This window comes from Nostoc sp. FACHB-280 (assembly GCF_014697615.1).
Classification (GTDB): domain Bacteria; phylum Cyanobacteriota; class Cyanobacteriia; order Cyanobacteriales; family Nostocaceae; genus Nostoc_B.
On record NZ_JACJSD010000023.1, the window covers coordinates 1 to 22,543 of the forward strand.

Here is a 22,543-nt window from a genome sequence, read left to right on the forward strand (position 1 = left end):
TTAATCAGAAGATTAAGCTCATTAAACGCAGGGCTTATGGCTTAACTAACTTTAATAATTTTAGAAGAAGGGTTTTACTAAATTGGTATTTCTGTTGTTAATTTAACATATCTAGTCTGGGAGAGCCAATATCTTCATCTTTTCTGTTTTTAGACATTAATACTTCTGCCCTGATTGATAGATTCTGGAACAAAAGTAACAGAAGAATTTTTATGAGTACATTTGTGCTTTTACGGAAATGTTGAATTAACTTTTTATGAAGAAGTAGAAGAAATCAGTTAAGTATAGATTTTAGGACTTACGCAAAAAACTCTTATTCCTCCGTAAACTCTGCGTTTCTGTGGTTCGATTTTCTGTGGACGGTGCGTGCGTAAGTCATGGAATTATGGAAGGATTATAAGAATTTATTTATGTAATTAATATCCAAGGTCAAATAGTGGTAAGTAGATTTCACATCATAGCATCACCATACAAGCTGCGGTAAATATCAAGACTCAACTAATCCGGTAACAAATCTTCATCTAAGCATTCATCCGTAGTAAATGGAGATTCTACGGGAAAAGTATCAACAGATAAACCAGTTTCATCACTGGCTTGTTTTCTGGCATCTTGATAACAATCAGCAAAAACTTCCTGAAAATATGATTTTAAACTAGGACTATCCTTAAAAGTCCTTGTCAATCTGCGGCGATGTTCTCTGATGCTTCCTTTCCAACTATTAGAGCGTTTTTCTGGCTGATATTTGTATTTTAATAGGTGCATTAATAAAACAACTAAATTACTCTCAATTGCGCGTTTTTCACTTCTCCCCATACTTTCAATCTCTTCGATAAGATTTTCTAAATCAACATCAGAAAATCTGCCTTCTTTTAGTTGTTTAGCAGTTGTCTCTATCCACAAATAAAAATCTTGGTCGTAAAGACGCGAGTCGGTAAATACTTTTGATTGAGGCGCAGTCATCAGATTTTTTAACCTCTCAAAACTAACCACTAAACTTAATTTAATCCCGTTAGTTGTAATTTCACTTTATTCTGCGTCTGCTTTTATTTGGATAATCATTTGCTCTATAAACTGTAAATCAAGTAATAGAGAATTAACAGTTTTCGTCAGTTCTGCAAGTTGTTTGTTAATGCTATCAGCAGTTTGCTGATATGTATACTTACGCATCAAAGCTTCACGAGCTAAGTCTTCATTTCCTTTTTTCAAAGCTAATAAGGCTATTTGATGGCAAGATGCAACTTTATTTTGAGTTTGTTGATAATCTGCTTGTAATCGATTTTGATTAGCTTTGGCAGTATGAATGTTTACTATAATGCTTTGTTTGACTTCATTGAGAGATTCAATAATTGGTTTTGAGCCATTAGAATGATTTTCTCCATCCAGGAGTTTAAATAAACCATAAGCGCCTAGTCCCACAACTGTACCAGCCGCCGTTACAGGAACCATACCTATGCTAAATCCCGTTCCAGCCGCCAGTAAACCCATATTACCAATAGTACTAGAAACACCTATACCGCCTGCTGCTCCCAAGGCAGCTGCGCCTAAAGCTAGAGAGTCTCTGTTTTCTATTCCCTTTTTAGCTCCATAAACAGCTGTACCAGTAACTGCTCCTACAGCTAATAAATGAGGCATACCAATACCAATAGCTGTTCCCGCGCCAGCTAATCCCATTCCACCCACTGTTTCAGAGATAACAGCACCAGCTACTACTCCACCACCAATAAATGCTGCTTTTTCTGCGTTCTGAAAATCTACTTTTTTGAAGTTACCCAGTGTGCTATTTATCTGTGAACGGACAATACTATTGATGCGTTTACTTAGTCCCATAATGATACCTGTTTATTTCAAGATGATTAATAGTTAAGTTTATAAGCTGTAAAGGTATTGTAGTAAAAGGATTCCTGGATAAAACAAACATTTATATGACCTCTGTTGATTCTAGCAAGCATACAAAAGCCAAAGCCTTAAAACCCGGTAGCCGTCGCCCTGCTAAAGAACTGTGCAGCGAATGTGGACTATGTGATACATACTATATTCACTATGTCAAGGAAGCTTGTGCGTTTATTACCCAGCAGATAGACACCCTCGAAACCCAAGCCCACAGTCGTTCGCGCCATCTCGAAAACCCGGATGAACTGTACTTTGGCGTGCATCAAGAAATGATGGCAGCGCGGAAACAACAGCCCATCGAAGGCGCACAATGGACAGGGATAGTTAGCAGTATTGCCATAGAAATGCTAAATCGTGGCTTAGTGGAAGGCGTAGTCTGCGTCCAAAATACCAAAGAAGACCGCTTCCAACCCATGCCTGTAATTGCTCGCACCCCAGAAGAAATACTGGCAGCACGGGTAAATAAACCAACACTCTCACCCAACCTTTCTATTTTGGAACAAGTAGAAAAATCCGGGATGAAGCGCCTATTAGTAATTGGTGTTGGTTGCCAAATTCAAGCACTCCGGGCAGTAGAAAAGCAACTCGGTCTAGAAAAATTATACGTTTTAGGTACACCTTGCGTAGATAACGTCACCCGCGCCGGACTGAAGAAATTCCTAGAAACCACTAGCCGATCGCCTGACACAGTAGTACACTACGAATTCATGCAAGACTTCCGCATTCACTTCAAACACGAAGACGGTTCAATCGAGAAAGTCCCCTTCTTTGGCTTAAAAACCAACCAACTCAAAGATGTCTTCGCCCCCTCTTGTATGAGTTGCTTTGATTACGTCAACTCCCTAGCAGATTTAGTCGTTGGTTATATGGGCGCACCCTTCGGCTGGCAGTGGATTTTAGTGAGAAATGATACAGGCAAAGAAATGCTGGACTTGGTAAAAGACCAGATAGACACTCAACCTGTAATGTCCCAAGGAAACCGCAAAGAAGCTGTACAACAAGGGATTCCGGCTTATGACAAAGGCGTAACCTTACCGATGTGGGTAGCGAAAATGATGGGCGTGGTGATTGATAAAATCGGCCCCAAAGGTTTGGAATATGCGCGGTTCTCGATTGATTCGCACTTTACAAGAAATTACTTGTATGTGAAGCGGAATCATCCTGAGAAGTTAGAGGCGCATGTGCCGGAGTATGCTAAACGGATTGTTGGGCAGTATAAGTTACCGGAATGATGTTTCGCGCAAAGGCGCAAAGGCGCGAAGAGAGAGGATGAATGACTGAAAATGAGATCGCAAAACAGATTGTTGATGCTGCATACAAGATTCATACAAAGTTAGGGCCGGGTTTGTTTGAATCTGTGTATGAGTCCGTTCTAGCTTACGAGTTAGAAAAGCGTGGATTTTGGGTAACAAGACAACAGATAATTCCTGTAATTTATGAAAGTGTACGCTTAGAGGAAGGCTTTCGGGCAGACTTGATTGTTGAAGATAAAGTAATCATTGAAATTAAGTCTTTGGAAGCAATACATCCAGTACACAAAAAGCAACTGTTGACATACCTTCGCTTAACAGACAAGCACCTTGGTTTGCTAATAAACTTCGGTGAAGAACTGATTAAAGACGGCATCACACGACTTGTGAACGGACTTTAAAATCAATATTCGCGCAAGACGCAAAAAATCTCTTTGCGCCTTTGCGCCTTTGCGCGAAACAATTCTAAGCTTGGCCTACTGCTTCAATCGCCGCCTCTAATGCGATCGCAATATGAGTCCAATGAGTCCCCCCTTGGCAATAAACTATATAAGGCTCCCGCAACGGCCCATCCGCCGAAAACTCCAAGGTACTCCCCTCAATAAACGTTCCCCCAGCCATCACCACCTTACTCTCATACCCCGGCATAGCATCAGGCACAGGGTCAAGGTATGAACCCACGGGGGAATTTTGCTGCACCGCCTTACAAAAAGCGATTAATTTCTTAGCAGAACCGAGTTTAATCGCCTGAATCACATCACCACGGGGTGCAAGGGGCGCAGGATTCACCGGATAACCAAGCTTGTCAAAAACGTAACCAGTCAAGAAAGTTCCCTTCATCGCCTCACCTACCATCTGCGGCGATAAAAATAAGCCTTGGAATAACAAGCGATTTTGGTCAAAAGTAGCACCACCATAACTACCGATACCGGGTGCTGTGAGGCGACAGGCGGCGGCTTCTACCAAATCAGCCCGACCAGCTACGTAACCGCCTGCGGTCACAATAGTACCGCCAGGATTTTTAATTAAAGAACCCGCCATTAAATCCGCACCAACGTGGGTGGGTTCCTGAGTTTCGATAAATTCGCCGTAGCAGTTATCCACAAAGCAAACAGTATCAGGATTTTGCTGTTTGACGATATGTACAATCTTTTCGATATCCGCAATTGATAAGCTAGGCCGCCAAGAATAACCGCAAGAACGTTGAATTAAAACTAAACGAGTGTTAGAAGTCACACTACAACTTAATGCTTGCCAATCAATAGTTCCTGCTAAAGTTAGCTCCAATTGGCGGTATTTTATGCCAAACTCTATAAGGGAGCCTTGGCCTTCACCCCGTAACCCAATCACTTCTTCAAGCGTATCGTAGGGAGAGCCGACCACTGCTAACATTTCATCACCAGGACGGAGTACACCATACAGGGCGCAAGCGATCGCGTGAGTTCCCGATACAAACTGCACTCGCACGGCTGCGGCTTCTGCACCCATTACTTCCGCAAAAACTTTATCTAAAGTTTCTCGTCCTAAATCATCATGACCATAGCCACTCACACCGGCAAAGTGGTGCGCTCCTACGCGCTGATTACGAAAGGCATCCAGAACTCTTTTTAGATTATGCTTGACCTGAGCGTCAATTCCAGAAAAAATCTCTAACAGTGCCTGTTCTGCTTGCCGCAGCTGTTCCAAGCTGTTCATTATTTCCTCATTAAATAAAAAACTATAAATGTGCGGATTGTGCGATCGCGCAGATTAGGCTGAACAATTTCAATACAGGTTACTGCATGACAATTGCTACTTCCACTAAACCTCAAATTAATTGGGTAAACACCCTATTTTTCGTTGGTCTCCACATCGGCGCTTTATTTGCCTTTGTTCCTAGCAACTTTAGCTGGACGGCAGTTGGTGTGGCTTTATTACTGTACTGGGTAACTGGTGGTTTAGGTATTACCCTAGGCTTCCATCGCCTTGTTACTCACCGCAGCTTCCAAACACCCAAATGGTTGGAATATCTCTTAGTGTTCTTCGGGACACTCGCCTGTCAAGGAGGGCCAATAGAGTGGGTAGGGACACATCGCATTCATCATTTATATTCCGATACTGACCCAGATCCCCATGATTCCAATAAAGGCTTTTGGTGGAGCCACATGGGTTGGCTAATTCACAAATGTCCTGCTCATGCTGACGTTCCTCGCTTTACCAAAGATATTGCCGAAGACCCAGTTTATCAGTTTTTAGAAAAATATTTCATTCTCATCCAAGTTGCATTAGGTTTACTATTGTTGTTTTTGGGTGGCTGGTCTTTCGTTGTGTGGGGAATTTTTGTCCGCATTGTCTGGGTTTATCACTGCACTTGGTTAGTCAATAGCGGTACACATAAATTCGGCTATCGCACCTATGAGTCTGGAGATCAATCAACAAATTGTTGGTGGATAGCCTTACTAGTTTTTGGCGAAGGCTGGCACAATAACCACCATGCTTTTCAATATTCAGCCCGTCATGGTTTGGAATGGTGGGAAATCGACTTGACTTGGATGACAATTCAATTTTTGCAACTATTTGGCCTGGCCAAAAATGTAAAACTTGCAGACAAAAAGTCGTAATTCGTTTATCATTTGTCATTAGTTATTGGTCTACCAATGATTAATGACAAAGGTATTTCTGAGTAATCAAAATATCCATCCGTCAAATAATTTTGGGTTTTAGATTAGACTATTTAGATGTTGGATTGAATTTATAGATAAATTGGTGATTTTACCATTAAAAAACTATTAGTCAATTCTATCTAAAAGCTACTTACTGCTGTGCTTGGGTAGCTAAAGTTGCTATAATCCAGAGCGTTAATTCGATAATTTTTACTACAAGTTACTTTTATGTGACTTGGTGGAGGAGTTTGTTGTTTTTTAGGTTTTCATGACTACATCAATCATCAAGACGGAAGTCACAAATAAAGACCTTAGTAATTCCCAACTAAGGCTCAAAGATATTATCAAAACTTTGCCAAAAGAATGTTTTCAGCAAAATAAGCGTAAAGCTTGGACACAAGTTTTCTTCAATGTTTTAATGGTAGGCTTAGGCTACTATAGTTTGGCAATTTCTCCCTGGTTTCTTTTGCCTCTAGCCTGGATTTTTACAGGTACTGCTTTAACAGGTTTTTTTGTGATTGGGCATGACTGCGGTCATCGTTCATTTGCTAAAAGACGCTGGGTGAATGATTTAGTAGGGCATATATTTATGATGCCGCTTATCTACCCTTTTCATAGTTGGCGGATTAAGCATAATCATCACCACAAACATACCAACAAGTTAGAAGAGGATAATGCTTGGCATCCCATCCGACCAGAAGTTTTTGGAAGTTGGGGTAAAACTCGTCAATCTGCTTTTGAATTATTCATGAAAAAGCGGCTATGGTGGGTAGGTTCTATCGGACATTGGGCTGTTGTGCATTTTGATTGGCGCAACTTTAAAGTTAAAGACCAAGGAAGTATTAAACTTTCAGTGGCTGTCGTCGCAATTTTTGCAGCAGTTGTATTCCCTACCCTCATTGCTACAACTGGAATTTGGGGATTCATCAAATTCTGGTTTGTGCCTTGGATGGTATACCATTTCTGGATGAGTACATTCACCATTGTTCACCACACTTTCTCTGATGTGCCGTTTGACAAAGCCAGCAAATGGAATGAAGCAATGGCGCAGCTATTCGGCACTATTCATTGTGATTATCCTCGTTGGGTAGAGTTCCTGTGCCACGATATTAATGTCCACGTACCACATCACATTTCTACTGCCATCCCCTCTTATAATTTGCGCCTAGCTTATAGCAGCATTAAAGAAAATTGGGGTAATTATTTGCATGATGAATTTAAGTTTTCTTGGCCTTTAATGAAACAAATTACAGACCAATGTCAACTTTATGTGACTGATGAAGGTTATCAAACTTTTAACGAATATTACGCAGGTAAATAAATCAAAATCCAGCTAAAATCGCTCTGAATTAATCTAAGCTGATCAGGTAGAGCGAAAAGATTATTTGCCTACAAATTAAATAGTTCTGGCAATTCTCTATAAATTTAGTTATTGCTTCAGTGAATTGCCAGATATTTTTGTCTTGCGTTTATATCAGCATCGCAAGTATCCCAAAGGGGAAGGAAAACCTCTAAAACAGTTCGACTTTATTTTTTATTACAGAATCAAGTGCAATCAAATACAATTCAGTTCGACAGTTCTCGTGTCAATCAAGCTTCTGAGGATACAACTAAACTGCCATTTACTCTTCAGGATTTAAAAGCTGCTATCCCAGAGGAATGTTTTCAACCCAACGTCAGTAAATCACTGTTTTATTTCTTTCGTGACATTCTGATTATTGGTTCACTTTATGCAGTGGCGCATTATCTTGATTCTTGGTATTTTTGGCCTATTTTCTGGTTAATGCAAGGTACAATGTTTTGGGCTTTATTTGTTGTCGGTCATGACTGCGGACACCAATCTTTTTCTAAGCATAAGTGGCTCAACGATTTAATCGGTCATTTATCCCATACTCCAATATTAGTGCCTTATCACGGCTGGCGCATCAGTCATAGGACACATCATAAAAATACTGGCAATCTTGATAATGATGAAAGCTGGTATCCTGTAAGCGAATCACAGTATAAAGAAATGCCACTGGCGCAGAAAATAGGTCGATATTATTTATTTTTATTGGCTTATCCAGTCTATTTATTTAAGCGTTCCCCTAATAAAGAAGGCTCTCATTTTTCCCCTAATAGCCCACTCTTCAAAAAATCAGAGAAATGGGACGTAATCACTAGCACTGTACTCTGGATTGGGATGGTAGGTTTGTTAGGTTTTCTTACCTATCAATGGGGTTGGATGTGGTTGTTTAAATACTACGCTATGCCCTACATTGTGTTTGTAATTTGGTTAGATTTAGTCACATTTTTACATCACACTGAGGCTGATATTCCTTGGTATCGTGGCGAAGATTGGACTTTCCTCAAAGGTGCAATTTCTAGTATCGATCGCAATTATGGTTTGGTGAATCATATTCATCACGATATCGGTACTCACGTTGCCCACCACATTTTCTTGAATATTCCTCACTACAATTTGTTGAAAGCAACTGAAGCCATCAAACCAGTGATGGGTGAATATTACCGCAAGTCTGAAGAGCCAATTTGGAAGGCTTTATGGCGTTCTTGTGTTAGCTGCCATTTTGTACCGGATGAAGGCGGGAAGGTATATTACACCTCCAATCATAAATAAATTATTCCCGACTACATAGAAGTCTGGAACTAGATACACTAAGTCCGCATCAGCGGACTTTTTTTATACCCCAAATTCCGCCGATTCAGATGAGCGTTTTTTGTGTTGCTGTTCCCTGTTCTCTATTCCCTCATCTCCACAGGTAGACTTTCGTAACTGAACCGTATTGCTTTAAAACCTACCGTTCCCTTGAATAATATGCTTGACGGTGGTCAAGGTTTCCAAGCTAATAAATCCGCGACGGTGGCCTTTTTGGTTAGACATACCTAAGAATATTGAGTCCCCTCGTGAAGGGTTGCGTGAAAATCTAGGGGAAGTATTGATGTAGGTGGAAGCACTATTCACTCCCAGGGCAAACTGGCGGCTTTCTTGATAAGATTCAGTCACAATACAATCAGCATGACCGCTACTGTGTTGATTAATCCAAGCGATCGCAGCTTCTAAGCTATCCACTAGTTTAAAGGCCACAGTCTTAGTTAAGTAGGAATTGCCCCATTCGCTGTCTTTGGCTAGTTGCAGTTGGGGAAAGGCTTCGACTAACTCTGCATCACCTTTGATTTCAAAGCCTTTCTCTTTCAAACTATTCCACAGCACAGACAGCGATGATGGCATAGCTTGGCGGTGAATTAAGACCTTTTCGATGGCATTTACCGGGTCTGGTTCGCTTTGATGGCTATCAAGAATCATCCAGCGTACCATTTCTAAGCTGCCATTGAGCGACCAGTACAGGTAACAGTTGCCCATTGCGGACTTTAATACCGGACAAGTGGCTTGTCGCATCACCTGCTGCACTAAACTGGAACGTCCGTAGGGAATGACTAAGTTTAGGTACTGGTCTTGGGTAACTAAATCCCGTAGGGAAGCACCATGTTCGGCGGTGACTAGCTCTACGCAACCAGGTGGTAGCCCCACTTCTTCCACGGCATTTTGCAGTACTTCAGCGATCGCAGCGTTAGAATGACTAGCTTCTGTACTACCTTTAAGTATGATACTATTGCCAGTTTTAATGCACAAACCTGCGGCGATCGCACCTAAATCGGGAAATGCCTCATAAATAAAAGCAATCACTCCCAAAGCCATCAATTGCGAGTAGCTTTGAGAGTCTTCTGGTTGATAGTCAGCATTCCTCACCCGCCGCAGGGGATCTGAGAGTTCACCCAAGCGCCGCAGTATTTCGACGGTGGTTTCTAGTCGTTTGGGGGTGAGTTTCAGCCAATCTAAAATTAACTCTGATACAGCCATTTCTTTACTAGCTTCTAAATCCAGAGTATTGGCTTCTAAAATATCATCAAAAGACCTTTCCAGAGCCTGGGCCATTGCCAAAACAGCCCGACTGCGGTCTACTCCCTTGGTCAAACCCAACTTCAAGGAAGCCTGAAAAGCGCGTTTGGCGCTTTTCATTGGTTCAGGGTAATCTTGTACAACTTCAACGGTCATTGGGTTAACGTCGGTAGGTAAGCCAGACCATGAGTGCTGGCAGAATAGCTAATATCACTGCCACTATTGCCCAAGTAACAATGCTGGAACCTTTGGCTAATTTCAAGGCTAATGGTAGCCAAATAATCACTAGCACAAAAATAATGCCGAGGGCGATTGGCAGATAGCTTTCTCCCAAGCGGGGATGAACAACATGCCAAGCATTTCCCGTCCAGCGCCAAGACCGCTTGTAGGGATAAGTGGTGGAAAGTTGTTCGAGGACATGCCCATTATCTTGGACAACAAAGATTTGCTGACAGCGATCGCAGCCAAATGCTTCTGTAAGGGTAATCGGAACTAACCGTCCCCGACGGCGGCAGGGACAGGGATATTCCTGGTTAAAGTCAATTTTTTCGTGTTTTTGAGGATGCACAAGCGTTCTACTAACTTGAGCGTGTTTTTTCATAAAGTTGGAGATTTTCATTCCTGACTGGATGCGTTAGGAATTAGCTAATCTCACCATCAACTGTTTATATAAATAGCGAAGTCAGACAAATACTGCCATCATTAACAACCATATTGATTCCCAATTTTCTGAAAATAGGTACATCTATCTGTTGTCTTATGCTGTAGCTGGCAATCTTGTTGCAAGATTCCTGGCTGTGCATCTGTGGCTTTCAAGGTAATGTAGTCCAGTTTTTGGGGCATTTATTGTGCCTACATATCTAATACAATTCTAAGCTTACGCCGCAACTACTAGAAAAACGAACTGTTGCACAAGGCTACCTTGAACACCCAGTAAAAAAAGGCTCAAGTCTGAAGTCTGAAATGAAGAAACCCTTATAGTGAGCTTTTTAGCAATTTATAATGGGTGCTTTATTTCCGCAGACCTTTACTAGTAATTTTTCTAGGAACACTTTCTAAATTCTACCGAGCATGAAACAGAAAGCAGGATATTTTTTTCCTGACTTTCGTTCACTCTATAAAAAGCATAATCGGCTGAAGCTAATAAACTTCAACCTACTTATAACTTATAATTTAGTTTTTATCAGAGCGGGTAACGCGATTCGAACGCGCGACATCAACCTTGGCAAGGTTGCGCTCTACCACTGAGCTATACCCGCAAACTTCACATTTACTATATTGTCAGATATTTTTTGATTTGTCAACCCCTAAGTTTTAGTCAATGGTTATTTGTCATTTGTCATTTGTCCTTTGTGCTTTGTTATTAGACGATTGACCATTGACTGTTGACCATTGACCATTGACCATTGACTACTGACTGCTAACGATTGACTCTTGACCTGGAGCAGCAGGTAAGGGCTGGGGATTTAAGGTGTACGGCTCTGTGAGGTTAGAGCGTAACTTCCGCATCAGGCTGGCCATTTCTAGAGCGTTCATTGCATAATCCCAGCCATGATTCGCTTTAATTCCTGCCCGTTCTAAGGCTTGCTGCATTGTATCTACTGTCAAAATGCCAAAAATTACTGGAACTCCGGTTTGAAAGCTGGCGGCGGCAATGCCTTTGGCTACTTCCGAAGAAACATAATCAAAGTGGGGCGTTTGTCCACGGATAACTGCGCCTAAACAAATGATCGCATCATAACGCTGGGAAAGTGCTAGTTGACGGGCAACAATTGGCACTTCAAAACTTCCCGGTACCCAAACATAATCAACTTGATTACCGTGGGGGTTGGGGTCTACACCATGACGTTTTAAGCAATCTTGACATCCTTCCACTAGCTTTGCAGTAACCAGGTCATTAAATCGACCAATAACCACTGCAAAACGCAAAGGTTCAGTTTGAGTAAAAGTTCCCTCAAAAACTGCCATGACTGCCTCTTAATCAACTATACTCTTGTCAATATACATTTCTTCTCTGCTGATGGTTGAGATGAAGCGCACAATTATCAGAAGTGCTGAGTGGAGAACTAAGTTGATTTCCGCGATATCTGCCAAAAATGAGAAAAAAGGTAAATGATTTTATTTACCTTTTTCTTTTGCTACAAGCTATATGCTATTTTTTGAGACTATTGTCAAGTGTCTAGACTACAAAGAAGTTTAATATACCAACCACCACTACTAAGGCAATCCAGACTCCAGAACCGAGCCATAATAATCTTTTAGATTCAACCCAGTTTTGGGGGGTGGCGTAAGCAACAGGAACGCCAACAACTAATACAAAAGACATCAAAACGAGAGCTACTAAAGCGAACTGGAATATTATGGTCATTTTTGCTTCTCCCAAGACAGCGTAATACTAAAGATAGAATATCCTAAAGGGCGACAGTGACAGTTTTTCCTTATTTTTTAACCTAGCAGAAATTGATACACTTTGGTTATTTGTCCTTATGTCATTTGTCCTTTGTTCTTTGTTTAGGTACTAATGACTAATAACTAATGACCAAGGACTAAGGATTATGGATTTAATTCTTTGCCACACAACGGCTGATTTTGATGCTTTGGGGGCGGCGGTTGGGCTGACTTGCTTGCTACCGGGAAGTAAGATTGTGTTAACAGGCGGCGCACATCCACCTGTAAGAGATTTTTTGGCGTTACATCGAGATGAGTATCCGCTAATTGAGCGGCGTTCAGTGAATCCGCAAACAATTCGTTCGATTACTGTGGTGGATACACAACATCGCGATCGCCTGGGTAAAGCAGCTGAATGGTTAGATTTACCCAGTGTGAAAGAAATTGTAGTTTATGACCATCACGTAGAGCAAGAGGGCGATATTCCGGCGACGCAATTGCATATTGCCCCGGTGGGTGCTTGCACAACTTTAATGGTGGAGCAATTACAACAACAGCAAATTTCTCTCACCCCGTCTCAAGCCACGGTGATGGCTTTGGGTATCCATGTGGATACGAGTTCCTTAACTTATGATTTATCAACAGCTAGGGATGCTTTAGCTTTGGCTTGGTTGATGCAGCAAGGCGCAAGTTTACCTGTGATTTCGACTTACCGCGACCCTGGTTTATCACCGCAGTTGCAACAGCTATTAACAACGGCATTGCAAGAGTTAGAATATCTTTGCTTACGGGGTTATACGATCGCTTGGGTTACTTTAAAAACTGATGCTTTTGTGCCTGGGTTATCGAGTTTAGCATCGCAGTTAGTAGAGTTAAGCGAAATTGATGCTTTACTGTTAGTCAATGAATATCCATTAGGGGAAGATGAATCAAGATTAACTGTAATTGGGCGATCGCAAATTCCTGGTGTCAATCTTAACTTGTTATTTCAACCTTTCGGCGGGGGTGGACATTCCCAAGCGGCATCACTCAACTTGCGGGGAGTTGATACACAAGCCACCTTAGAAGAACTTTTGGAAGGTTTAAAAGCCTCCATTCCCCATCCCCTCACCGCCAGAGATTTGATGTCTTCCCCAGTCCGCACCATTCGCCCAGAAACTACTATTGAAGAAGCACAACGGATTTTATTACGTTATGGGCATTCTGGGTTATCTGTAGTTGATGCCCAAGGACAGTTAGTCGGCATTATTTCCCGGCGAGATTTGGATATAGCCTTTCACCACGGCTTTAGTCATGCACCAGTCAAAGGTTACATGACTATCAATCTCAAAACCATCATCCCAGATACCACCCTGCCACAAATCGAGTCGCTGATGGTGACTTATGATATCGGACGCTTACCAGTCTTAGCAGATGGGCAATTAGTTGGGATCGTCACTCGTACCGATGTCCTACGGGAGTTACATCAAAACAGTGAGGAATTTCAAGATATAAGTCCTCGGTACTCAGCACTCAGCACTCAGCACTCAGCACTCAACATACAATCACGTCTTGCACCCCAACTGTGGCAATTACTCACCAAAGCCTCCCAAGCAGCAGAAAAATGCGGTTGGCATCTTTACCTAGTTGGTGGTGCTGTGCGGGACTTGCTATTAGCCGAAACAGCAGACCAATTAATGATTAAAGATATTGATTTGGTCGTAGATGGCTTTCATAAATCAGCAGATGTTGGTGCTGGGGTGGAATTAGCAAAAGCATTGCAAGAACTTTATCCAGCCGCGCGTTTAGAAATTCATGGTGCGTTTCAAACTGCGGCTTTGTTGTGGCATAAAGACCCAGAATTAGATTCCTTGTGGGTAGATATTGCCACAGCTAGAACAGAATTTTATCCTTACCCAGCCGCGAACCCTGAAGTTGAGGCGAGTTCCATTCGTCAAGATTTGTACCGCCGAGATTTTACTATCAATGCACTGGCATTGCGGCTAACTTCTCCCCGTGCGGGCGAATTACTCGATTTCTTTGGTGGTTTATTAGATTTACAAGCCAAGCAAATTCGGGTGTTACACGCCAATAGTTTTATTGAAGATCCTACCCGGATTTATCGTGGTGTGCGCTTTGCTGTGCGCTTTGGATTTGATTTTGAACCACGAACAGAAGAGTATATTCGTTATGCAATTAACAGTGGTGTTTACGATCGCACTGCTCAACACAATAGCAAAACTCCCGCGTTGCAAACTCGGCTGAAAACAGAACTGAAACATATCTTAGAAGCACCGTACTGGAAATCGGCTTTGCAATTACTCGATAACTTACAAGCTTTGCAGTGCATCCATTCCACCCTCACCTTAGATGCGGAACTTTTACGTCAACTGCGGTTATTAGAACGCTGTCTGCACAGATTTGATCCCCAACTTACCCTTGTCCACTGGCAAATGCGCCTAGAAGCGTTAATTGCCCACCTCAAACCAAAATATCGGGAAAAAGTCGCCAAAAATCTGCAATTACAAGACGATAGCATTCATCGCTTGCAAAATTTAGCCCAAGCGGAAGCAGAAGTTAGGGAATTATTACCGCAGTTGCAGCGTCCTAGTCAAATTGTGCAGTTACTGAAAAAGTATGACTTACCAATGCTGATTTTAATCGCCTTACAAAGCCCGCGATCGCTCAGAAAACAAATTTGGCATTACTTAACAGTATTGACTCACATCCAACCTATTTTAAATGGTAATGACCTGAAGAAATTAGGCTATAAGCCAGGCCCCCAATATCGGCAAATTCTTGATGATATGCTTGCTGCTACGTTAGATAGAGTAATTACAAATAAAATAGAAGCAGAAGAATTTTTAATGAAAAACTATCCCAAATAACCAGTTATTTTCAAGATAAAATTATGCAAATCCAAACACAAAAAAAACACTACACTCCCGAAGAATATCTCCAACTAGAAGAGACATCCGAATTTAAAAGTGAATACTACGATGGGGAAATTGTGCCAATGGCAGGTGGAACTACAAACCATAACGAAATAGCGGGTAATTTTTACGCTAATTTTAAACTGAAGATGCGGGGTAAAAATTACAAAATCTACATAGGCGATGTAAGATTGTGGATATCTCGTTACCGTATCTATACTTATCCCGATGCTATGGTGATTGAAGGGGAACCAATATATGAAGGAAATAGCACTACTACAGTCACAAATCCTACAGTCATTATAGAAGTATTATCTAAATCAACACAGAGCCATGATAAAACTGATAAATTTAGATTTTACCGTTCTATTCCCACCTTCAAAGAATATATTATAGTTAATCAATATGAATACTTAATTGAGCATTACGCTAAAAATGCTAATAATCAATGGGTATTAACAGAATACGAATCATTAGACGCAGTTTTATCACTCCAAACAATAGATTTTGCTATTTCTTTGACTGATATTTACGAAAGTGTGAATTTGTCCACAGTTGGAGAAGAAATTTAATTTTTGTGACACATACTACATTTGTGTGAAGATTCTTCGCTTTTCGTAATGCTTTTGTGCTACACTGTAGTCTATATCAAACCTCATCACATCTCATCGAGATAGCTGAAATGAAGTAGTACCAGAAAAAAATTGTCAAAACCGAATAGATACGCCAAGTTTGACAGGGTTACTTCAAATAATCATGAGCTAGAATTTTTGTTTTTATCCTCAATATTGTGAGTTTAACCGCATTTATCTGTGGTTGATTCTGGATGCAGATGCCATTATATCTGAATATTTTGTCTGTTCAATTCGCCCGTAATATGTGTGCATATATGGGTAAAATTTGATGATTTGAGGTTTGGTAAGAATGCAGAAAAAATCAATATTAATCGCTGAGAATTTAAGTTATGAACTCAGTGATATGCAGCCATTGTTTTCAGGTATTCAAGGAAGTATTGCAATAGGCGATCGCATTGCTTTAGTTGGTCGCAATGGTATTGGAAAATCAACACTATTGAAGATAATTGCTGGTCAGATTCAGCCTAAATTTGGTTCGGTATTTCGACAGGGTAGTGTTTACTATTTACCTCAAATTAGCACTATTCAAGAATCAATTAATGCAGATACAGTGTTGAATTATTTAATTTCAATTTCTGATGAATGGTGGGAAATTGTAGAGATTTTGCAAACCAAATTCAACACAACCATTGATTTATCATTACCAATGGCTAATTTAAGCGGTGGAGAATTGACGAAATTATTTTTGGCAATTGGTTTATCACAACAGCCAAATTTGTTGTTGCTGGATGAACCAACCAATCATATAGATTTACCTGCATTAGAAAACTTGAGACAGTTACTTTTAAATTTTGCTGGTGCTTATGTCATTGTCTCTCACAAACCTTTTTTCTTAGATCAAGTAATTACTGTGACTTGGGAACTTACCCCCAATCAATTAAAAGTATATGGAGGCAATTTTTCTGATTATCGACAACAAAAGCAAATAGAATTAGAAGTGGCAATGCGATCGCACGAAGTAGCCAGAAAGGAACTGAAACGCACCCAAGCTACAGCAATGCAAGAACAGCAACGCGCCGCCCAAGCACAACGTCAAGGTCGAGCCAAGTTACTCAATGGTAGTATTGACAGAATGGCGGCTGGATTAATTAAAACTAAAGCCGAAGCCGCAGCAGGAACAGCTAAAACAAAACATGAAGCGGCTGTAACCAAAGCAACCCAAAAAGTTGCAGAGACAAAGATTAAAACTACCAAAGTTACCAGTATTCATTTAGAAGAAAGCAATCAAAAACGACGGAATTTAATTGCTATTCAAGGTACAAATCTTTGGGTGGCTAATCGGTTACTAATCCAAAATATTCAGTTGCATATTTCTTCAAGTGAACGCATTGCAATTATTGGGGCAAATGGTTCAGGGAAATCGACTTTAGCTAAAGCTATTTTGGGAATGGCGAAGGAAACAGTGTTATTAGAATCAGGTGAGATTTTAATTACACCTGTCATGAAAGCTGTTTATCTCGACCAAACTTATCAACTCGTAAATCGTCAGCAGACAATTCTCGAAAACATGGAGTCTGCTAATTCCAATTTGAGTTATCAGTTATTGCGTCAACAACTAGGACACTTTTTATTTAAATATGATGATGTGCATAAATCAGCATCTGTATTGAGTGGTGGCGAGTTGGCTAGACTAGCGATCGCTATGATTAGCATATCCGAAATTGACTTGCTAATTCTCGATGAGCCAACTAATAATCTTGATATTGAAACTGTAGAACAAATGGTCATCGGCATCAATGAATATCAAGGCGCTTTATTGGTCATTTCTCATGATATTGATTTTTTAAGTCGCATCAATATTAACCACAGTTGGCAAGTGAAACAGCAAAGTTTACAAATGACAAACTACTTACCCAATCAGCTTGAGCAATATTATCAAGAAATTGGTCAGTGTTAAAGTTTTAATTCAGCGCGATTGCATGATGGCGAATGTGATCAGAAATAAAACTAGCAATAAAATAGTAACTATGGTCATAGCCAGGTTGGTAACGTAAATTGAGGGGTTGATTTACAGATGCACAGGCTTGTTCAAATATTTCTGGTTTTAGTTGTTCAGTTAAAAATTTATCTGCCGTGCCTTGGTCAATTAAAATGAGACTATGATAGCCTAATTGTTTGATTAATTCACTCGCATCATAAGCACGCCAATTATCTTGACTATTGCCTAAATAACCCTTAAAAGCCTTTTGTCCCCAAGGACAATTCATTGGTGCAACGATGGGTGCAAAAGCAGACACTGATTTATATTGTTGGGGATTACGTATAGCACAAACTAAAGCCCCGTGTCCCCCCATTGAATGACCAAAAATACCTTGTTTATCTGCTTGGATGGGGAAGTTAGCTGCAATGATAGCAGGTAATTCTTGGACAATGTAACTATACATTTGATAGTGCGATCGCCAAGGTTCTGCGGTAGCATCAACATAAAATCCTGCACCTGTGCCGAAATCCCAAGCATCATTTTCACCAACAATACCAGTATTTCGCGGACTAGTATCTGGTGCTACCAACATTAAACCATGCTCGGCGGCGTAGCGTTGCGCCCCAGCTTTGACCATGAAATTTTCTTCTGTACAAGTCAAACCAGAGAGGAAGTAGAGGACTGGTACGGGTTTTTTTGCTGCTTGTGGTGGTTGATAAACAGCAAAGCGCATTTCACTGTGACAAGTTGCAGAAGTATGAGAGTAAAAGCCGAGTTTCCCGTCAAAGCATTTATATTCGGAGAGAATTTGCAGATGCGTCATGATTTGTGTAGCGAATTTGTTGCGATCGCTATTATTCCATTAAATCATCGCTTGCAGGTTCACCAGGATAAAAGCTGGCGTTAAAAATGTCAGCGAAGATATAGTAACATTGCTGAGGAAATGTTGAAAGTGGGAGGTTTGTTTCTCCTGATGCTAAATCTCTAGCATTTTCATAAGCTTCCTGAATTGCGATTTCTAAATAAGAGTTTAAACTTGGATTTTCCTCTAGCAATTTGAGAATATCCCGCCGTTGAATGCGAATTGTCGCTAACCAACTGCGACTGCGTTTTGTCGGTTGATATTCCCATTTTAATAAATGTGCAATTAAAATGCTGAGGCGATTTCGCAATTCTTGGCGTTCCTTTCTTCCCAATGATTCAATTTCCTCGATTAAATTGGATAAGTCAAGTTGATGCCATTGTTGATGACGCAGTAAATCAGCTTGTTGCTGACTCCAAGCATAAAAATCAGTTTCATAGAGATTTGTTTGTTTGCTTTGGGGGGTTTGCATAGTTAAAATTGATTCAATTTTTATGCTATTTAATCATTGTTAATAACTAAACTACTGCTGAATTTGTGCTTGCAACATTTTACGAAAAGCACGTTTAGTTTGAGTTTCACCTTGAGTTTTGCATTGAGCCAAAAAATCGTAAACCATTGATTTAGTTAATATCGCAAATGTATTACTAATTTCTGATTCTCTGTATTCGCCTTGTTCTAAAAGGTAAATAGTTAATTTTGTACCGTTGTAACGCCAAAATTCAGGAACTTTCATATCCTGATACATTTGCTTTTTATTGATATCTGTATGGGTAATATCTACTTCTAAGATTAAATCGGGAGGCGGGTCTACGGCTAAATTTACTGTTTTACCTCTGACAAGAGGTTCATTTTGAATGTAGTAACATTTATCCGGTTCTGCCCCTACTTTTAATCCTGGTATTTTTAGTGTAGTTGAAGCCATACTTTTGATATTAAGGTTCAGTTTTTCAGTCAAAAGATGAATCAACATACCAATATTTTCACTACCACTTTCATGCTCTTCTAAAGGTGTCATAATCTCCAACATTCCCTGATAATATGTCAGATGGGCTGCACGATTATCACCCAAAGCATCAAGAATTTGCTCATAAGCATCCCAACTAATGTTATTTAGCGTGACGCGCTTTTCTGCAAGTTGTATTTCTTGAGGATTGCTTATCACTTCACTAGTAGTAATCATTTGCATCTCCCAAGTTTGGTAGCAATTAAATTAATTAGGTGGAGGAACTGAACCCAACATTATCAAGACTTTGTTGGGTTACGCGATCGCTACACCCAACCTAGCTATTCTCTTCACTGAATCTAAAAAGTTACAACACTGCGAATAGATTCACCTTTGTGCATTAATTCTAAAGCATGATTAATTTCTTCAATTGGCATTACATGGGTAATTAAATCATCTATATTGATTTTGCCATCCATATACCAATCAACAATTTTCGGCACATCTGTGCGTCCTCTTGCACCACCAAAGGCTGAACCTTTCCACACTCTTCCTGTAACCAATTGAAACGGACGTGTGCTGATTTCTTGTCCTGCGCCAGCCACACCAATAATGACACTCACACCCCAACCTTTATGGCAGCATTCTAATGCTTGACGCATCACTTTGACATTACCAATACATTCAAAGGTGTAGTCTGCGCCGCCTTTAGTTAAATCAACCAAGTAACTAACTAAATCACCTTCCACTTCTTTAGGGTTAACAAAGTGCGTCATCCCAAATTTTTCGGCTAAGGCGCGTTTGCTGGGATTAATATCTACCCCCACAATCATATCGGCTCCTACCATCCGCGCTCCTTGGATGACGTTTAAGCCAATACCACCCAAACCGAAGACTACAACTTTTGCACCCGGTTCTACTTTGGCGGTATAAATCACTGCACCTATACCTGTGGTGACACCGCAACCAATGTAACAAACCTTGTCAAATGGGGCATCTTCTCGAATTTTAGCGACAGCAATTTCTGGTAATACTGTGTAGTTAGCAAAGGTGGATGTACCCATATAATGGTGAATCATTTCGCCACCGATACTAAAACGGCTCGTACCGTTGGGCATAACACCGCGTCCTTGAGTGGCGCGAATTGCTTGACAGAGATTGGTTTTCAGGCTGAGACAATATTCACATTGACGGCATTCTGGGGTGTAGAGTGGGATGACATGATCTCCTGGTTTGACGCTGGTAACACCAGCACCCACCTCTACGACTACACCAGCGCCTTCATGACCTAAAATTGCCGGAAATAAACCTTCAGGATCAGCACCCGAAAGGGTATAAGCATCAGTGTGACAAACTCCCGAAGCTTTAATTTCTACTAAAACTTCTCCAGCTTGTGGCCCTGATAGTTGCACAGTTTCAACAGTTAGCGGCTTTCCCGCGCCATAAGCTACTGCGGCTTTAACTTCCACGAGTTAGCCCTCCTAGATATAAGTTGTATTAATAAAATCTTATGGTTTAGCATCAATGGATGCTGAGAAGAATTTTTGATTTTTACTAGAAATGTTGAACTAAAATTGCATTTTTTTGTGAGATTGGTACATTAGTTACAGGCGGCAAACTTGGAAGATGATATCTATCCGCCGCATGAATTTTATAATTTTGTCAACATCTCAGTTAATTCTAATTCTACAAAGCTTATGAACCCTGCCCTAACGAAAATTGGCGCTCAAATGTCCAACCTCACTGGTGTACGAGCGATTATGAAGGACATTGTAGAAACGTTGCAAGCGAGTCAGGGGCAGGAGTTAATTAATTTAAGTGCGGGAAACCCGTTGATTTTGCCAGAGGTGGAACAGTTGTGGCGCGATGCAACGGCAGAACTGTTGGCGAGTGCGGAATATGGGGAAGTGGTTTGTCGTTATGGCGCAAGTCAAGGTTATGCGCCGTTAATTGAAGCGATCGCTAATGACTTCAACAAACGCTATGGTTTAAACTTAACCTCTCGCAATATCTTAATTACTCCCGGTAGCCAAAGCCTTTATTTCTACGCGGCAAATTCCTTTGGTGGTTCCACCAGCAACGGTGAACTGCGACAAATTGTTTTACCACTCAGCCCCGACTACACAGGCTATGGCGGCGTGTGTTTGCAACCAGAGGCGTTAATTGCTTACAAACCAACTCTGGATATAGACGCAGCTAACCATAAATTTAAATATCGCCCTGATTTTAGCCAATTGGCTGTGTCAGAACAAACTGGTTGTATTATCTTCTCTCGTCCATGCAACCCCACTGGTAACGTCCTCACAGCTGATGAAGTCAACAAAATTGCTGCCCTCGCGGCAAATTACAATGTACCTGTGTTGATTGATTCTGCTTACGCGCCCCCCTACCCGGCTTTGAACTTCACAGAGATGCAGCCGATTTTTGGGGAAAATATTATTCACTGTATGAGTTTATCTAAAGCCGGATTACCAGGGGAACGTATTGGTGTCGCTATTGGTGATGAAAAATTCATTCAAGTTCTCGAATGCTTCCAGACAAACTTGTGTATTCATGCTTCTCGTTATGGACAAGCGATCGCCTCTCGTGCGATCAACTCCGGTAAACTAGGAGAAATTGCAACAACAGTCATTCGGCCTTTTTATCAAAACAAGTTTGCAGTTCTGGAAACTACTCTAGATGCTGCTATGCCTAAAGATTTACCTTGGTTCCTCCACCGTGGTGAAGGCGCAATCTTTGCATGGTTATGGTTGAAAGATTTACCCATCACTGATTGGGAATTTTACCAAGAACTCAAAAAAGTTGGAGTTATTGTGGTTCCTGGTAGTACCTTCTTCCCTGGTTTACAAGAAGAATGGTCACACAAACACCAATGTTTACGCATTAGCTTAACTGGTAGCGATGCTGAGATTGTAGCTGCTATGCAACGTCTCGCCAAAGTTGCAGAGCAAGTTTATCAGCAGGCGGCGGTGAGTGCGTGAGAAGGCAGGAGGCAGGAGGTAAAAGTTTTACTATGCCTGGTATTCGTGCTTTATACTTTGACTGCTTTGCTTTATTCTCGTGCCTAGCGACTGAAGTCGCGGCTGCGCGGGTTCCAAACCTCTGATTTTTTTTAGTCCGCGCAGGTAGTCACTGAGCTTGTCGAAGTGCGGACTTTGTTTTTATAGCCGCGAATTCCAGTCGTCGGGGCTACTGTTGA

Annotated in this window: 22 protein-coding genes and 1 tRNA gene; 10 read left to right on the plus strand and 13 right to left on the minus strand. The window is 41.0% G+C overall.

Going from position 1 to position 22,543, the window contains the following annotated elements:
- Window positions 1–11: 11 nt before the first annotated feature.
- Entirely contained in the window at window positions 12–101 is a 90-nt protein-coding gene (locus tag H6G75_RS17545; RefSeq protein ID WP_397331879.1) for a hypothetical protein, read from the plus strand.
- Between the two features lie 397 nt (window positions 102–498).
- Here the strand turns inward: H6G75_RS17545 and H6G75_RS17550 are convergent, their stop codons facing one another.
- Complete coding sequence (locus H6G75_RS17550) at window positions 499–960, minus strand: DUF29 domain-containing protein (protein ID WP_190981301.1); 462 nt, start codon at window positions 958–960, stop codon at window positions 499–501.
- Window positions 961–1,026: 66 nt separating this feature from the next.
- Window positions 1,027–1,827, minus strand: coding sequence for a PspA/IM30 family protein (locus tag H6G75_RS17555; protein ID WP_190981302.1), 801 nt, complete (start codon window positions 1,825–1,827; stop codon window positions 1,027–1,029).
- A 95-nt stretch (window positions 1,828–1,922) separates the two neighbouring features.
- On the opposite strand from H6G75_RS17555, the gene H6G75_RS17560 reads away from it, so the two are divergent.
- Both H6G75_RS17560 and H6G75_RS17565 read left to right on the plus strand, forming a co-directional pair.
- Window positions 1,923–3,122 carry a Coenzyme F420 hydrogenase/dehydrogenase, beta subunit C-terminal domain gene (locus H6G75_RS17560; protein WP_190981303.1) on the plus strand — a complete coding sequence of 400 codons (1,200 nt, stop codon included), beginning with the start codon at window positions 1,923–1,925 and terminating at the stop codon, window positions 3,120–3,122.
- 41 nt (window positions 3,123–3,163) lie between these two features.
- Window positions 3,164–3,541, plus strand: a complete 378-nt coding sequence (locus H6G75_RS17565; RefSeq protein ID WP_190981304.1) for a GxxExxY protein — start codon at window positions 3,164–3,166, stop codon at window positions 3,539–3,541.
- Between the two features lie 64 nt (window positions 3,542–3,605).
- On the opposite strand, the gene H6G75_RS17570 is transcribed toward H6G75_RS17565, so the two are convergent.
- Window positions 3,606–4,835 carry a methionine gamma-lyase family protein gene (locus H6G75_RS17570; protein WP_190981305.1) on the minus strand — a complete coding sequence of 410 codons (1,230 nt, stop codon included), beginning with the start codon at window positions 4,833–4,835 and terminating at the stop codon, window positions 3,606–3,608.
- A gap of 86 nt (window positions 4,836–4,921) precedes the next feature.
- Between H6G75_RS17570 and H6G75_RS17575 the strand changes: the two genes are divergently transcribed.
- The 3 genes from H6G75_RS17575 (at window position 4,922) to H6G75_RS17585 (ending at window position 8,399) form a co-directional block, all read left to right on the plus strand.
- Window positions 4,922–5,740: an acyl-CoA desaturase gene (locus tag H6G75_RS17575; RefSeq protein WP_190981306.1), complete on the plus strand. Its 819-nt coding sequence runs from the start codon at window positions 4,922–4,924 to the stop codon at window positions 5,738–5,740.
- A 310-nt stretch (window positions 5,741–6,050) separates the two neighbouring features.
- Window positions 6,051–7,103 (plus strand): fatty acid desaturase, encoded by a 1,053-nt coding sequence (locus H6G75_RS17580; protein WP_190981307.1) that lies wholly within the window; start codon window positions 6,051–6,053, stop codon window positions 7,101–7,103.
- Between the two features lie 228 nt (window positions 7,104–7,331).
- Entirely contained in the window at window positions 7,332–8,399 is a 1,068-nt protein-coding gene (locus H6G75_RS17585) for a fatty acid desaturase (RefSeq protein ID WP_190981308.1), read from the plus strand.
- A gap of 171 nt (window positions 8,400–8,570) precedes the next feature.
- Here H6G75_RS17585 and H6G75_RS17590 read toward each other — a convergent pair whose 3' ends face one another.
- The 6 genes from H6G75_RS17590 to psbZ form a co-directional block, all read right to left on the minus strand.
- On the minus strand, window positions 8,571–9,836 hold the full coding sequence (locus tag H6G75_RS17590) for a glutamate-5-semialdehyde dehydrogenase (RefSeq protein WP_190981309.1): 1,266 nt from the start codon (window positions 9,834–9,836) through the stop codon (window positions 8,571–8,573).
- Between the two features lie 4 nt (window positions 9,837–9,840).
- The gene (locus tag H6G75_RS17595) at window positions 9,841–10,248 is read right to left on the minus strand and encodes a hypothetical protein (RefSeq protein WP_190981382.1); all 408 of its coding nucleotides are present in this window, start codon (window positions 10,246–10,248) and stop codon (window positions 9,841–9,843) included.
- A gap of 134 nt (window positions 10,249–10,382) precedes the next feature.
- The gene (locus H6G75_RS17600) at window positions 10,383–10,523 is read right to left on the minus strand and encodes a hypothetical protein (RefSeq protein WP_190981310.1); all 141 of its coding nucleotides are present in this window, start codon (window positions 10,521–10,523) and stop codon (window positions 10,383–10,385) included.
- Between the two features lie 344 nt (window positions 10,524–10,867).
- Window positions 10,868–10,939, minus strand: a tRNA-Gly gene (locus H6G75_RS17605).
- 151 nt (window positions 10,940–11,090) lie between these two features.
- Window positions 11,091–11,648, minus strand: coding sequence for a 6,7-dimethyl-8-ribityllumazine synthase (gene ribH, locus H6G75_RS17610; RefSeq protein WP_190981311.1), 558 nt, complete (start codon window positions 11,646–11,648; stop codon window positions 11,091–11,093).
- A 211-nt stretch (window positions 11,649–11,859) separates the two neighbouring features.
- Window positions 11,860–12,048, minus strand: a complete 189-nt coding sequence (gene psbZ, locus H6G75_RS17615) for a photosystem II reaction center protein PsbZ (protein WP_190981312.1) — start codon at window positions 12,046–12,048, stop codon at window positions 11,860–11,862.
- A 187-nt stretch (window positions 12,049–12,235) separates the two neighbouring features.
- On the opposite strand from psbZ, the gene H6G75_RS17620 reads away from it, so the two are divergent.
- The 3 genes from H6G75_RS17620 (at window position 12,236) to abc-f (ending at window position 17,512) form a co-directional block, all read left to right on the plus strand.
- Window positions 12,236–14,935 carry a CBS domain-containing protein gene (locus H6G75_RS17620; protein ID WP_190981313.1) on the plus strand — a complete coding sequence of 900 codons (2,700 nt, stop codon included), beginning with the start codon at window positions 12,236–12,238 and terminating at the stop codon, window positions 14,933–14,935.
- A 23-nt stretch (window positions 14,936–14,958) separates the two neighbouring features.
- Window positions 14,959–15,552 (plus strand): Uma2 family endonuclease, encoded by a 594-nt coding sequence (locus H6G75_RS17625; RefSeq protein ID WP_190981314.1) that lies wholly within the window; start codon window positions 14,959–14,961, stop codon window positions 15,550–15,552.
- 352 nt (window positions 15,553–15,904) lie between these two features.
- Window positions 15,905–17,512 carry a ribosomal protection-like ABC-F family protein gene (gene abc-f, locus H6G75_RS17630; RefSeq protein WP_190981315.1) on the plus strand — a complete coding sequence of 536 codons (1,608 nt, stop codon included), beginning with the start codon at window positions 15,905–15,907 and terminating at the stop codon, window positions 17,510–17,512.
- 4 nt (window positions 17,513–17,516) lie between these two features.
- Here abc-f and fghA read toward each other — a convergent pair whose 3' ends face one another.
- From fghA to H6G75_RS17650, 4 genes are all read right to left on the minus strand, one after another.
- Window positions 17,517–18,359: an S-formylglutathione hydrolase gene (gene fghA, locus H6G75_RS17635; RefSeq protein ID WP_190981316.1), complete on the minus strand. Its 843-nt coding sequence runs from the start codon at window positions 18,357–18,359 to the stop codon at window positions 17,517–17,519.
- Between the two features lie 31 nt (window positions 18,360–18,390).
- A complete protein-coding gene (locus H6G75_RS17640; protein ID WP_190981317.1) occupies window positions 18,391–18,870 on the minus strand; it encodes a DUF29 domain-containing protein in 480 nt (159 codons plus the stop codon).
- Between the two features lie 51 nt (window positions 18,871–18,921).
- Entirely contained in the window at window positions 18,922–19,581 is a 660-nt protein-coding gene (locus tag H6G75_RS17645; RefSeq protein WP_190981318.1) for a Uma2 family endonuclease, read from the minus strand.
- Window positions 19,582–19,703: 122 nt separating this feature from the next.
- A complete protein-coding gene (locus H6G75_RS17650) occupies window positions 19,704–20,813 on the minus strand; it encodes an S-(hydroxymethyl)glutathione dehydrogenase/class III alcohol dehydrogenase (protein ID WP_190981319.1) in 1,110 nt (369 codons plus the stop codon).
- A gap of 228 nt (window positions 20,814–21,041) precedes the next feature.
- Between H6G75_RS17650 and H6G75_RS17655 the strand changes: the two genes are divergently transcribed.
- Complete coding sequence (locus H6G75_RS17655) at window positions 21,042–22,325, plus strand: valine--pyruvate transaminase (RefSeq protein WP_190981320.1); 1,284 nt, start codon at window positions 21,042–21,044, stop codon at window positions 22,323–22,325.
- Window positions 22,326–22,543: the final 218 nt, after the last annotated feature.